This is a genomic window from Spiroplasma ixodetis (assembly GCF_040369795.1).
Classification (GTDB): Bacteria; Bacillota_I; Bacilli_A; order Mycoplasmatales; family VBWQ01; genus Spiroplasma_E; species Spiroplasma_E ixodetis_B.
Genome location: NZ_AP028955.1, coordinates 702,444 through 715,805, shown reverse-complemented (window position 1 = coordinate 715,805; position 13,362 = coordinate 702,444). Strand labels below are relative to the sequence as shown.

Genomic DNA, 13,362 nt, shown 5'->3' with positions numbered 1-13,362 from the left:
TAAAAATGGTAATTCAAGTATGGTTATTATTCAAGGTGACCCTAAATTTGATAATTATTGATTAGATATTAATAATACTGCTAAATTAATATTTAATGGTTCTGGTTATGATTATGATGAACATGGTAGTGATGTTTATACTAATAAAAATCAAAGTATGCTTAATAATCAATATGATAATGGAAACTAAAGAAACAAAAATTGCACATTATACTCCTTATATTTATAGAATGCTTGATATTTTAGTTACTTATTCAAAAAAAGAAAGTGGTCAAAATTATTGAAATGGAATTGAAGAAAGACCTTATAGTTTTAAATTTATTCCAATTGCTATGACTGACCAAATTGTACAAGACCAAATTATTAATTCAAGATTAAATAATGGCATAATGTCACAAGAAGAAGCAATTGGTGAATATGATAATATTGACCATTTAATGGCTGAAAATAAATTAAAACATATTATTAAAGAAACTAAAAAAATAAATAATGAAATTGGAGAAAACACAAATGATAATGAGCAACGCAATGAAAATTCAATTAATGAAACAAGCACATCTAGCATTAAAGCAAACTCAACAATTAATAAAGAGATGTAGTTATTGCAAAATATTTCCATTTATTATAAATAATGGTGCTATACCTTTAACTGTGAAACTGGTTATAAACCAATTAATAGTAAAATAAGTGATTTTGGACAATATGAATTAATTTTAACTGGTAATATGGATGGGTTACACTTTATTGGACACTAATTACGTAGACAAGTGAACAAATTAGTTAAAAGAAAGGAATTATAATTATGGCCAATATTAACTCATATTCAGATGAATTTAAAAAACAAATAGTAGCTTTATATCAAAGTGGTAAGTCAGTGTCTTGTCTTGCTAAAGAGTACAATGTTACAAGAGCAGCTACTTATAATTGAATTAAGCAATTTACTAATTCAGGCATTTTTAAAACCAAAGATAACCGTTCTGTTGAAGAAAATGAATTAATTAAATTAAGAAAAGAATTAAAACAGTTACGAATGGAAAATGATATTTTAAAGCAAGCAGCACTAATAATAGGCAGAAAATAGAAATTATTACTAAAAATAAAGTTAAATATAAAATTCGTACAATGTGTCGTTTTTTAAAAATCTCTAAATCAACATATTATTTTAATTTCAAGAAAAAAGAAGATAAAATTCAAAATAATATGTATGATGAAGCTGTTATTAGTGCTTTTAAAGAAGACATATTCCGTAAATAAATTTTTTAAAAGTCAATTAATAATTTAAAATTTATTTTATAATTTCTTTATTAATAAATTAATAAGGTGTTGATAAAAATGAATTTTGAAAATTTAAAAAAATTAAAAAATGAACAATTTTATAGATATTTTGGTATAAAACGTTTTCATTTTGATGAAATGTTAACAAAATTAATTGAAATAGAAAATTTAAAAAAAACTAAAGGTAGAAAATATAAACTTTCAGTTGAAGAAAGATTGATGATGACTTTAGTATACTGAAAAGAATATTATACTTTTTTCCAAATGAGTATTAAATATAAAATGAGTGCATCAAGTTGTTTTCTAAATATTACTTGAGTAGAAAATAAACTTAGTGATGACAAAGATTATCAGTTTTTAAAAACAAAATATAAATCAAAAATTGAGAAAAAACAAGAAGATTTAAATGAATTTCAATTTTATTTAATTGATTCAACTGAAATTGAAATTGAAAGACCAACTAAAAAAAACTACAGTTAGAATATTTTTCTGGTGAAAGTTGAATGTTTTCTATAAAATTTCAAATTATATATGACTTTTTTAATAAAAAAATTGTTGATATTTTTGCTGATAATGGAAAAGTACATGATTTTCAAATATTAAAAAATTCAAATCTTGAATTTTCAGAAAAAACAATAATTATTGGTGATTTGGGATATCAAGGAATACAAAATATTTATAAAAATACTATATTACCAATTAAAAAAACTAAAAATAAAAAATTAACTAAACAAGAAAAAATCTACAATAAAATTATTTCAAAAATTATAATTAAAGTTGAACATGTTTTTGCTTGATTAAAAAGATTCAAAATTTTAATAAATAAATGTAGAAAAAGTATATTTAGACTTATGTACTTAAGATTTAACTTACTTTGTGAAATTTTTAATAAAACAAAACCATTAAAATAAAAAAATATTAAAAATATTTTTTTAAAAATTTAAATTTTTATCAAGTTAATATAAAAATAATATTAACAATTTTTGTGTTTGAAATATAAATTTATTTTTAAAGTATTTTTTTAAAAATATTAACTTCTATAATTATTAACACTAAAAAATTTATAAATATTATTATTGACAATTGATTAAATTTATTTACGGAATATGTCTAGAAAATAAAGAAGCTTATGGAACAAGAAGATTAAAAGTTGTTCTAAAAGAAAATAAAATTAATTTATCAAGACGAAAAATTAAAAAAATTATGAATAAACATAATTTAATATCAAAATACACTAAATTATCATACAAAAATTATCATAATAAAGTCAATGATAGTCAAATTACTAATCTTGTTAATAGATACTTTAATAATATGCTTAAAAATGAAGTTATTGTTAGTGATTTAACTTATGTTCAAGTTAATGGTAAATGAAACTATATTTGCTTATTAATCGACCTGTACAATCGCGAAATTATTTGACATAGTGTAGGTACTAAAAAAGATGCATCATTAGTATATCAAGCATTTATGTGCTCAAATCGTTGTTTAAAAAATATTCAAATATTTCATAGCGATCGCGGTAATGAATTTAATAATCAAACTATTGATAAACTTTTATTAGCCTTCAATATTACCCGCTCTTTAAGCAAAAAAGGTTGTCCTTATGATAACGCTGTTGCTGAAGCGACTTTCAAAACTTTCAAAACAGAATTTATTAATGATAAAAATTTTACATCATTAATCCAATTAAAATTAGAATTATTTGATTATATCAATTGATACAACAACATAAGAATCCACAGCGCTCTAAACTACTTAACCACCATAAAATACATAAGCACAAATGTCTACCAAAAAACAGTCCTAAAAAAGATTGCCATTCCAATAATCCAGTTGTTTGTATTTGAAAAAATAGTACAAAAATATATCAAAAAAATAAAGGAATTATTGACCCTATAACTCATAAACCTAGTGGTCAAGATGAATTTTATACAAAACAATATAAAATAGGTGATTAGTGAAATGCTTATTTAATTAATGATACAAGTGGTGTTGATTTTAGTAATTTACCAAATAATCAAATATTTAAAACAGTACAAACTAAAAGACAATATACTTTAGTAATGTTTGAAGAACATATTACAATTGATGATTATTTACAATTTTTTGTTGTATTTAATGATGAAAATGAAAATATTGGTGGTAATATTGGAAAAAATCAAGATAGACAATTATTATATATTTCAAATGTAACAAATTATTATAGTCCTTATAATGGTGCATTTAGTATGCAGGTTTTAACTTTTAGTAGTTTAAATGATAGAGTAATTAGTAGTGGTCAAAATACACTTGATTTTGTACAATATGCAAGCCTGGTTAGTGGTTATGCTTTTCCTACTATTGAAAAAGGAAAATTAACCTTAAATCGTACTTTAATGCGTGATATTGGTGTACGTTATAGTCATAGACAAAGTTATGGATTAGAATTATTATCAAGTTGTTATTATTATGGAAGACCTATTCTTCAAAGTCAAGAACCTATTCAACAAGGAACAGAAGAAATATTTGAAAGTAAAGTATTTGCTTCAAGAAGATTATTTATTGCTGGTAATAATGATTTATCTAAAACTGATATTAATAATTATGGTGGTTTGCTTGCTGGTATAAATGATAAAATAAAAACAAGTAGTCATCCAGAAACAACATTTTATAATATTATGGATGCAAAACCTACTGGATTTACTAATTTTAAAGAATGATTAAAAACTTCATTAAATTTTCAAGATAATTTATAGCTAACTAAATTAATGTTTACTCATAAATAATGCAAAATAATAATATGTAATTTAAACAGTTTTTTAATTTAAAAGTACAATTCAGCAATATTTAAAATAGATTAGGAATATTAAATTATGCCAAAACCATAAAGTGAAGACTTACGAAGAAAAGCAATAGAAGCCTATGAAAGTAAAAACATGAAAATTAAAGAAATTTGTAAAGTGTTCAATATTACTAGAAAGACTTTATTCTTATGAAGAAAAATAAAAAAAGAAACTGGGCATATAAAACCAATTTTGAATTATCAAAAAGGACATAGCCACAAAATAAAGGATTTAGATGAATTAAAAAATTATTTAGCGCAAAATAAAGATGTTACAGTTCAAAAAGTAATTGAAAAATTTGGTGATATGACTAAAGAAACAGTTTATAACTATTTCAAAAAACTAAATTATACATATAAAAAAAATTTTCTATATGAACAAAGAGATAAAAATAAACAAGAAGATTTTTTAAAAGAAATAGCGAGGCTTTTTAAAAATCTGTGTATCTTTTTACAAAGTTACTAGTTTAGATTAATTCTATCTTCAAATTTTATAATAAAATGAGCAATTGCTGTATTTCAATTTTGAATGGGCATTGTTCATTTTTTTGTTATATTTTCAATTGCTAAGTAAAATATTTTAAAAACTGCCATATCATTTGGAAAAAATTTTTTATTTCTAATAACTTTTCGTAATTGACTATTAACAGATTCAATATCATTTGTTGTATAAATCACTCTTTTGATTTCTGCAGGATAACTAATAAAAACCATTAAATTATCTCAATGTTTATATCATGATTTAGCAATTTGAGGATATTGTTTATTTCATTTACTTTCAAAAGATTCTAAAGCTTGCATTGCTTGTTCTTCGCTACATGCACTATAAATTGGTTTTAAATCTGTAACTAGTGATTTTCTATGTTTGTATGAAACATATTTTAAACTATTTCTAATTTGATGAACTATGCATAATTGATGTTCGGTTTTAGGATAAACTGATTGTATTGCTTATGACATTCCTGTTAAATTGTCACTACAAGCAATAAGAATATCATTTAAGCCTCGATTTTTCATTTCTGTGAAATTAGATAATCAAAACTTAGAACCTTCATTTTCACTAATTCATAAACCTAAAACATCTTTTTTACCTTCTAAATCAACTCCTAGTGCTATATAAACTGATTTGTTAATAATGCGTTTATCTTGTCGTACTTTAACTACTATACAATCAAAATAAACAATCGGATAAACACTTTCTAATGGCCGATTTTGTCATGCTTTAACATCATCAGTAATTTGACTAATAACACTTTCGCTAATATCAGCACCATGATATAACTCTTGTAACTGCATTCTAATATCTGATAAAGTCATGCCTTTGGCATATAATGAAAGAACTTGTTGATCAAAACCATCAAATCTTCTTTGTCTTTTTGCAACTATTACTGGCTCAAAATTACTATTACGATCTCGTGGTACATTAATCTCAATTTTACCTTGTTGAGTTATTAATTTTTTTGAATTTATACCATTGCGAGCATTATCACTAGTATTATGTTGATTTTTTTCATATCCTAAATAATTTTGCAGTTCAGAATTAAACATTTTTTCAACTAATCTTTTTGTTAATTCTTTAGACATATTCCGTAAATAAATTTAATCAATTGTCAATAATAATATTTATAAATTTTTTAGTGTTAATAATTATAGAAGTTAATATTTTTAAAAAAATACTTTAAAAATAAATTTATATTCCAAACACAAAAATTGTTAATATTATTTTTATATTAACTTGATAAAAATTTAAATTTTTAAAAAAATATTTTTAATATTTTTTTATTTTAATGGTTTTGTTTTATTAAAAATTTCACAAAGTAAGTTAAATCTTAAGTACATAAGTCTAAATATACTTTTTCTACATTTATTTATTAAAATTTTGAATCTTTTTAATCAAGCAAAAACATGTTCAAATTTAATTCTAATTTTTGAAATAATTTTATTGTAGATTTTTTCTTGTTTAGTTAATTTTTTATTTTTAGTTTTTTTAATTGGTAATATAGTATTTTTATAAATATTTTGTATTCCTTGATATCCCAAATCACGAATAATTATTGTTTTTTCTGAAAATTCAAGATTTGAATTTTTTAATATTTGAAAATCATGTACTTTTCCATTATCAGCAAAAATATCAACAATTTTTTTATTAAAAAAGTCATATATAATTTGAAATTTTATAGAAAACATTCAACTTTTACCAGAAAAATATTCTAACTGTAGTTTTTTTAGTTGGTCTTTCAATTTCAATTTCAGTTGAATCAATTAAATAAAATTGAAATTCATTTAAATCTTCTTGTTTTTTCTCAATTTTTGATTTATATTTTGTTTTTAAAAACTGATAATCTTTGTCATCACTAAGTTTATTTTCTACTCAAGTAATATTTCGAAAACAACTTGATGCACTCATTTTATATTTAATACTCATTTGGAAAAAAGTATAATATTCTTTTCAGTATACTAAAGTCATCATCAATCTTTCTTCAACTGAAAGTTTATATTTTCTACCTTTAGTTTTTTTTAAATTTTCTATTTCAATTAATTTTGTTAACATTTCATCAAAATGAAAACGTTTTATACCAAAATATCTATAAAATTGTTCATTTTTTAATTTTTTTAAATTTTCAAAATTCATTTTTATCAACACCTTATTAATTTATTAATAAAGAAATTATAAAATAAATTTTAAATTATTAATTGACTTTTAAAAAATTTATTTACGGAATATGTCTTTTATATAAACCTCCCTCTTTAAAAACTGTTGTTAAATCTTCAGTATTTTCTAATAATAAATCTACTGCTTTTGATATTGGAGCATTATTATTAATATTTTGTTTTTTAGACATACGTAACTCACTCTTTCTAGTTATTTAATTTTATTTACTAGAATTAATTAAACATAGTTATTTTTGTAAGTTACACAGATTACTAAACATTACCAATTTTATATGTTTGTATGAAACATATTTTAAACTATTTCTAATTTGATGAACTATGCATAATTGATGTTCGGTTTTAGAATAAACTAATTGTATTGCTTCTGACATTCCTGTTAAATTGTCACTACAAGCAATAAGAATATCATTTAAGACTCGATTTTTCATTTCTGTGAAATTAGATAATCAAAACTTAGAACCTTCATTTTCGCTAATTCATAAACCTAAAATATCTTTTTTACCTTCTAAATCAACTCCTAGTGCTATATAAACTGATTTGTTAATAATGCGTTTATCTTGTCGTACTTTAACTACTATACAATCAAAATAAACAATCGGATAAACACTTTCTAATGGCAGATTTTGTCATGCTTTAACATCATCAGTAATTTGACTAATAACACTTTCACTAATATCAGCACCATGATATAACTATTGTAACTGCATTCTAATATCTGATAAAGTCATGCCTTTGGCATATAATGAAATAACTTGTTGATCAAAACCATCAAATCTTCTTTGTCTTTTTGCAACTATTACTGGCTCAAAATTACTATTACGATCTCGTGGTACATTAATCTCAATTTTACCTTGTTGGGTTATTATTTTTTTTGAATTTATACCATTGCGAGCATTATCACTAGTATTATGTTGATTTTTTTTCATATCCTAAATAATTTTGCATTTCAGAATTCAACATTTTTTCAACTAATCTTTTTGTTAATTCTTTATATAAACCTCCCTATTTAAATACGGTTTTTAAATCTTCAGTATTTTCTAATAATAAATCTACTGCTTTTGATATTGGATCATTATTATTAATATTTTGTTTTTTAGAAATACGTAACTCACTCTTTCTAGTTATTTAATTTTATTTACTAGAATTAATTAAAAATAGTTATTTTTGTAAGTTACACAGATTACTAAACATTAACAGATATAATTCTTCATCTTCATGTTCATTATAATATTTTTTTATTGTCAACAATTTTTATAAATTATATTAAGTTAGTTGTTAAAGAATGATAATTAATTAATGAATTTTGCAAAAAATGAAGTTTTATAAGTAAAAATATAGTTACTCTAACTTATAAATGTTATAATTTATCAAAGGAATAACTAATATTAATTTATGAAAATTTAGATAGAAAGTTGCTATTGCCATTAATATGTTTTTTAAAAGTTTAAAATTCAAGAAGACAAATGATGATTTTGAAACAGATGATAATTCTGAATCAAAAGGTAATATAGAAGGAAAACAAGAAATAATTACACCTTTTAAACAGTATAAAAGTAAAGATAGTAAAAATATTTTTGCTAAAAAAATGTTATTAAAAAGAAAACAATCAAAATTAAATAGTAAGAAAAAATTTAGTGTTCATGATTGAGGGATTGATAATACTAATTATGTTTTTATTGATTTTGAAATTGCAAATTCGAATAAAACAAGTGCTTGTCAATTAATTATGATAAAAGTAACACAAGGTAAAATTATCAAAACTTATAGTTCGTTAATTAAACCACATCCTGAAGAATTTACTTTTTCTCATGTTCATGGAATTACAAGTGAAAGTGTATCTTTAATGTCAAATTTTAAAGAATTATGAGTAGAAATCGTTGTTTTTTTTACTGAAAATACTGTTGTTATTGCTCATCATGCTAACTTTAACATTAATATCTTAAGATCATTAATTAACCATTATGATTTAAAATGTCCTAATTTTTTTTACATTTGTTCAGTTAATCTATTTAGAAGAACATATGATTATCCTAATAACCGTTTAAGTGCTCTTGCTCATAGTAATCAAATTAAATTTGATCATCATGATCCATTGGTAGATGTTACCACTTTACATAAATTAATTAATATACATTTCAGTAAACATTACCATTTAAAAACTTTATGTAATATTCTTAATATTAAAATGGGGAGATTATTTGGTGGTTCTTTATCTTAATTAATATAAGATGTATTTTTATATATAAAAATACTTTTTAAGTTTAAAGGTATAGTAAATAAAAATTTGCAAATTTAAAAATTAACATTATAATTATACTTATAGGGATATTAAGATAAATTATTTAAGTCAAATTGTATACAAAAGAGGTTACAGTTATGGAAAAAGAAATAGATGTTGCATATGTTTTATCACCATTGGATACAGTCACTAATGTTAATGACAAAAGTGTCTTTTCAATAAAAACACATCTTGTGCTAATAAATAAAATACTTAAAAGTAAGTAATTACTGGTTTTTAATTAGTATTAATTAGTATTAATGATTATTAATCAAAACAGTTGCTATTTTTAGGTGCAACACTAATTCTTTAAATAATATTTATATCTTGTATAAAATATAATGAATTATAATCGAGAAGATTATTAACTAAAATTCAATTTTATTTAATAAAAGTCTAAAAAGTACATGAATATTTTGCTCATTTTATGATAAAATTACTAAAGAAATTAAAAATAAAATTTCTTATTTTTGATGTTATTAATTTTGATATGTAATATTTTATGAAATGTAGGTGAAATCAATGAAATATGACTATGAAATTATTGTAATTGGTGCTGGTCATGCTGGTGTTGAAGCGGCATTATCTTCTGCCCGAGCAGGTCATAAAACCGCTATTATTACTCTTGATAAAACTAAAATTGCATTAATGCCATGTAATCCTTCTATTGGCGGACCCGCCAAAGGAGTTGTGGTTCGTGAAATTGATGCACTTGGTGGCGAAATGGCTAAAGCAGCAGATGCTACTGCTTTGCAAATGAAACTATTAAATCATTCACGTGGTCCAGCAGTTTGAACTATTCGTTCTCAATCTGATAAAATTGCTTATTCACAATATATGCAAAATGCAATAAATAAACAAGAAAATTTAACAATTTTAGAAGTTATGGTACAATCATTAATAATTGAAGAAAACACTGCTAAGGGTGTTATTTTAGAGAATGGCGAAAAAATTACAAGTGAAATTGTTATTTTAACTACTGGCACTTATATGACAGCTTTAACTTTACAAGGTCATAATAAGAAATCAGAAGGACCAGATGGTCAAAGAACAAGTAATAGTATTTCTGAACAATTAAAAATTGTAGGCTTTAATATGATACGTTTAAAAACAGGGACACCACCTCGTATTAAAAAAAATAGTATTGATTTTGACAAAACTAATATTGAACTAGGTAGTGATTTACCTTTATCATTTTCACATGAAACTAAAATTTTTTTACCATTAGCAAAACAATTACCTTGCTATTTACTTTATACAAATGATAAAACTCATACCATTATTAATAATAATTTAGATAAATCACCAATGTATAATGGTGAAGCACAAGGTACTGGACCACGTTATTGTCCAAGTATCGAGGATAAAGTAGTACGTTTTGCTGATAAGCCTCGTCATCAAATTTTCTTAGAGCCAGAATCACTTGCTTTGGATTCAATTTATGTCCAAGGTTTTTCAACATCGATGCCAATTGATGTGCAAGATAAATTGTTGAGAACATTACCTGGCTTAGAAAATTGTGAAGTATTAAAATGAGCATATGCTATTGAATATGATGCTTTTGAACCAACACAATTATGACCAACATTGGAAACTAAATTAATTAAAAACTTATTTAGTGCTGGTCAAATTAATGGTACTAGTGGTTATGAAGAAGCAGCGTGTCAAGGTTTAATGGCCGGAATTAACGCACATTTAAAAATAAAAAAAGAAAAACCATTAATTTTAAAGCGTGATGAAGCATATATCGGAGTTTTAATTGATGATTTAGTAACAAAAGGAACAGTCGAACCTTATCGTTTATTAACTTCTTTAGCTGAACATCGTTTATTATTACGAAATGATAATGCTCAAACAAGATTAATTAAATATGGTTATCAAGTTGGCTTAGTTAGTGAGCAACGTTGATCACAATTTAATATTCAACAAACATTAATGTCTAATATTGTTGAAAAATTAAAAACTATTAAAATTAGTCCCAATTCAGAAGTTGCTAAGTATATTATTAATAATAATTTAGGCTCAATTCCAAATAATCATATTATTGCTTATGAATTATTAAAACGTCCACGTGTCAAATTATCAATGTTTACTTCACAGTTACCTTTAATAAATGATTTACAATATCATGAATTAATGGAATTAGAAATTACAATTAAATATTCAGGGTATATTAATCAACAACTAAAAATGGCGCAACAAACTAATAGTTTAGAAAAAAAACAAATTCCTAGTGATATTGATTATGATTTAGTAGAAAGTATTACTGGTGAAGCTAGAGAAAAATTAAAGCGTGTTAGACCATTAACAATTGGTCATGCTACAAGAATTTCTGGTGTTAGTCCTGCTGATATTCAAGTTTTATTATTTTTTTTAAAACGCAAATATCCAAATTTAAATATTTAATAAATTAGCGATTTTTTAATTAAGTTCGCTAATTTTATATATTAAATATTTTACTTGCATTTTAAAGTTTAAAGAAGATTTTGATTTGTGATGACCAAAAAAAATAAACAATAATAAAAATCGTAAATCTGCAACAATGACCCAGATTTAAGGGGTGATAAATTTATGAATAATGAAAAACAAAAAGAGTATAAGAAAAAGTGATATCAAAAAAATAAAAAAGAAAAAAGAATATACTCAAAGACCTGAAGTGAAAGCAAGAAAGAGAAAATATAATCAAGAGTGATATAAAAAAATAAAGAAAAAATGAAAGAATATGCTCAAAGTCCAGAAGTGAAGACAAAAAAGCAAAAATATGAGCAAAAATCCGAGGTAAAAGCAAAAAAGAAAAAATATGACCAAAAAAGATATCAAAAAAATAAAAAAACAAAACAAGAATTACAATTTAATAATAATTATCAAAAAGAAGTAATGGTAAATGCAATCAACAAATTAGCTGATGAATATCGTCTTGCTGCACATGTTTTAAGTGGAAATCAAAAAATTTGAAAATCTTATTTATAAAATAAAAATAAATTAGAGTCTTTTTAAAAATCTGTGTATCTTTTTACAAAGATACTAGTTTAGATTAATTCTATCTTCGAATTTTATCATAAAATGAGCAATTGCTGTATTTAAATTTTGAATGGGCAGTGTTCATTTTTTTGTTATATTTTCAATTGCTAAGTAAAATATTTTAAAAACTGCCATATCATTTGGAAAAACTTTTTTATTTATAATAATTTTTCGTAATTGACTATTAACAGATTCAATAGCATTTGTTGTATAAATCACTCTTTTGATTTTTGCAGGATAACTAATAAAAACCATTAAATTATCTCAATTTTTATATCATGATTTATCAATTTGAGGATATTGTTTATTTCATTTACTTTCAAAAGATTCTAAAGCTTGCATTGCTTGTTCTTAACTACATGCACTATAAATTGGTTTTAAATCTGTAACTAGTGATTTTCTATGTTTGTATGAAACATATTTTAAACTATTTCTAATTTGATGAACTATGCATAATTGATGTTCGGTTTTAGGATAAACTGATTGTATTGCTTCTGACATTCCTGTTAAATTGTCACTACAAGCAATAAGAATATCATTTAAGACTCGATTTTTCATTTCTGTGAAATTAGATAATCAAAACTTAGAACCTTCATTTTCACTAATTCATAAACCTAAAACATCTTTTTTACCTTCTAAATAAACTCCTAGTGCTGTATAAACTGATTTGTTAATAATGCGTTTATCTTGTCGTACTTTAACTACTATACAACCAAAATAAACAATCGGATAAACACTTTCTAATGGCCGATTTTGTCATGCTTTAACATCATCAATAACATCATCAGTAATTTGACTAATAACACTTTCACTAATATCAGCACCATGATATAACTCTTGTAACTGCATTCTAATATCTGATAAAGTCATGCCTTTGGCATATAATGAAAGAACTTGTTGATCAAAACCATCAAATATTCTTTGTCTTTTTGCAACTATTACTGGCTCAAAATTACTATTACGATCTCGTGGTACATTAATCTCAATTTTACCTTGTTGAGTTATTAATTTTTTTGAATTTATACCATTGCGAGCATTATCACTATTATTATGTTGATTTTTTTCATACCCTAAATAATTTTGCATTTCATAATTCAACATTTTTTCAACTAATCTTTTTGTTAATTCTTTATATAAACCTCCCTCTTTAAAAACTGTTGTTAAATCTTCAGTATTTTCTAGTAATAAATCTACTGCTTTTGATATTGGATCATTATTATTAATATTTTGTTTTTTAGACATAAGTAACTCACTCTTTATAGTTATTTAATTTTATTTACTAGAATTAATT

The 13,362-nt window shown here is 23.2% G+C and carries 18 protein-coding genes and 2 pseudogenes; 13 read left to right on the top strand and 7 right to left on the bottom strand.

All coding sequences use genetic code 4. The features are described 5' to 3' along the window. Positions 1-19 precede the first annotated feature (19 nt). The 9 genes from ABWV63_RS05190 (at position 20) to ABWV63_RS05150 (ending at position 4,565) form a co-directional block, all read left to right on the top strand. Complete coding sequence (locus tag ABWV63_RS05190; protein WP_353307091.1) at positions 20-190, top strand: hypothetical protein; 171 nt, start codon at positions 20-22, stop codon at positions 188-190. Then, positions 180-599 (top strand): hypothetical protein, encoded by a 420-nt coding sequence (locus ABWV63_RS05185; RefSeq protein ID WP_353307090.1) that lies wholly within the window; start codon positions 180-182, stop codon positions 597-599. The genes ABWV63_RS05190 and ABWV63_RS05185 overlap by 11 nt, the downstream gene beginning before the upstream one ends. 203 nt (positions 600-802) lie before the next feature. Beyond that, positions 803-1,081, top strand: a complete 279-nt coding sequence (locus ABWV63_RS05180; protein ID WP_353307089.1) for a transposase — start codon at positions 803-805, stop codon at positions 1,079-1,081. A 41-nt stretch (positions 1,082-1,122) separates the two neighbouring features. After that, positions 1,123-1,254, top strand: coding sequence for a hypothetical protein (locus ABWV63_RS05175; protein WP_353307088.1), 132 nt, complete (start codon positions 1,123-1,125; stop codon positions 1,252-1,254). Positions 1,255-1,332: 78 nt separating this feature from the next. Next, positions 1,333-1,755, top strand: a complete 423-nt coding sequence (locus tag ABWV63_RS05170; protein WP_353307087.1) for a transposase family protein — start codon at positions 1,333-1,335, stop codon at positions 1,753-1,755. A gap of 23 nt (positions 1,756-1,778) precedes the next feature. Further along, complete coding sequence (locus tag ABWV63_RS05165) at positions 1,779-2,186, top strand: transposase family protein (RefSeq protein ID WP_353305977.1); 408 nt, start codon at positions 1,779-1,781, stop codon at positions 2,184-2,186. A gap of 172 nt (positions 2,187-2,358) precedes the next feature. Next, entirely contained in the window at positions 2,359-3,177 is an 819-nt protein-coding gene (locus ABWV63_RS05160; protein ID WP_353307086.1) for an IS3 family transposase, read from the top strand. Between the two features lie 164 nt (positions 3,178-3,341). Further along, complete coding sequence (locus ABWV63_RS05155; protein WP_353307085.1) at positions 3,342-4,013, top strand: hypothetical protein; 672 nt, start codon at positions 3,342-3,344, stop codon at positions 4,011-4,013. A gap of 180 nt (positions 4,014-4,193) precedes the next feature. Next, a complete protein-coding gene (locus tag ABWV63_RS05150) occupies positions 4,194-4,565 on the top strand; it encodes an IS630 transposase-related protein (protein WP_353307084.1) in 372 nt (123 codons plus the stop codon). On the opposite strand, the pseudogene ABWV63_RS05145 reads toward ABWV63_RS05150, so the two are convergent. The 6 genes and pseudogenes from ABWV63_RS05145 to ABWV63_RS05120 all read right to left on the bottom strand — a co-directional run bounded on the left by ABWV63_RS05145 (position 4,562) and on the right by ABWV63_RS05120 (position 7,698). Beyond that, a pseudogene (locus ABWV63_RS05145) lies at positions 4,562-5,774 on the bottom strand (IS256 family transposase). The gene ABWV63_RS05150 and the pseudogene ABWV63_RS05145 sit on opposite strands and share 4 nt — an antisense overlap. 104 nt (positions 5,775-5,878) lie before the next feature. Beyond that, on the bottom strand, positions 5,879-6,286 hold the full coding sequence (locus ABWV63_RS05140) for a transposase family protein (protein WP_353307083.1): 408 nt from the start codon (positions 6,284-6,286) through the stop codon (positions 5,879-5,881). A gap of 7 nt (positions 6,287-6,293) precedes the next feature. Then, entirely contained in the window at positions 6,294-6,731 is a 438-nt protein-coding gene (locus ABWV63_RS05135) for a transposase family protein (protein WP_353305692.1), read from the bottom strand. A gap of 82 nt (positions 6,732-6,813) precedes the next feature. Then, on the bottom strand, positions 6,814-6,942 hold the full coding sequence (locus ABWV63_RS05130) for a hypothetical protein (RefSeq protein ID WP_353307082.1): 129 nt from the start codon (positions 6,940-6,942) through the stop codon (positions 6,814-6,816). Between the two features lie 57 nt (positions 6,943-6,999). Next, a complete protein-coding gene (locus tag ABWV63_RS05125; RefSeq protein ID WP_353307185.1) occupies positions 7,000-7,422 on the bottom strand; it encodes a transposase in 423 nt (140 codons plus the stop codon). Between the two features lie 42 nt (positions 7,423-7,464). Then, a complete protein-coding gene (locus tag ABWV63_RS05120) occupies positions 7,465-7,698 on the bottom strand; it encodes a transposase (protein ID WP_353307081.1) in 234 nt (77 codons plus the stop codon). Positions 7,699-8,201: 503 nt separating this feature from the next. Here ABWV63_RS05120 and ABWV63_RS05115 point away from each other — a divergent pair. The 4 genes from ABWV63_RS05115 (at position 8,202) to ABWV63_RS05100 (ending at position 12,020) form a co-directional block, all read left to right on the top strand. Further along, positions 8,202-8,990, top strand: a complete 789-nt coding sequence (locus ABWV63_RS05115) for an exonuclease domain-containing protein (protein WP_353307080.1) — start codon at positions 8,202-8,204, stop codon at positions 8,988-8,990. A 158-nt stretch (positions 8,991-9,148) separates the two neighbouring features. Next, entirely contained in the window at positions 9,149-9,277 is a 129-nt protein-coding gene (locus ABWV63_RS05110; protein WP_255495891.1) for a hypothetical protein, read from the top strand. Between the two features lie 295 nt (positions 9,278-9,572). Next, complete coding sequence (mnmG, locus tag ABWV63_RS05105; protein ID WP_353307079.1) at positions 9,573-11,456, top strand: tRNA uridine-5-carboxymethylaminomethyl(34) synthesis enzyme MnmG; 1,884 nt, start codon at positions 9,573-9,575, stop codon at positions 11,454-11,456. Positions 11,457-11,762: 306 nt separating this feature from the next. Beyond that, positions 11,763-12,020: a hypothetical protein gene (locus ABWV63_RS05100; protein ID WP_353307078.1), complete on the top strand. Its 258-nt coding sequence runs from the start codon at positions 11,763-11,765 to the stop codon at positions 12,018-12,020. Positions 12,021-12,074: 54 nt separating this feature from the next. Here ABWV63_RS05100 and ABWV63_RS05095 read toward each other — a convergent pair. Then, a pseudogene (locus tag ABWV63_RS05095) lies at positions 12,075-13,313 on the bottom strand (IS256 family transposase). Between the last annotated feature and the right edge of the window lie 49 nt (positions 13,314-13,362).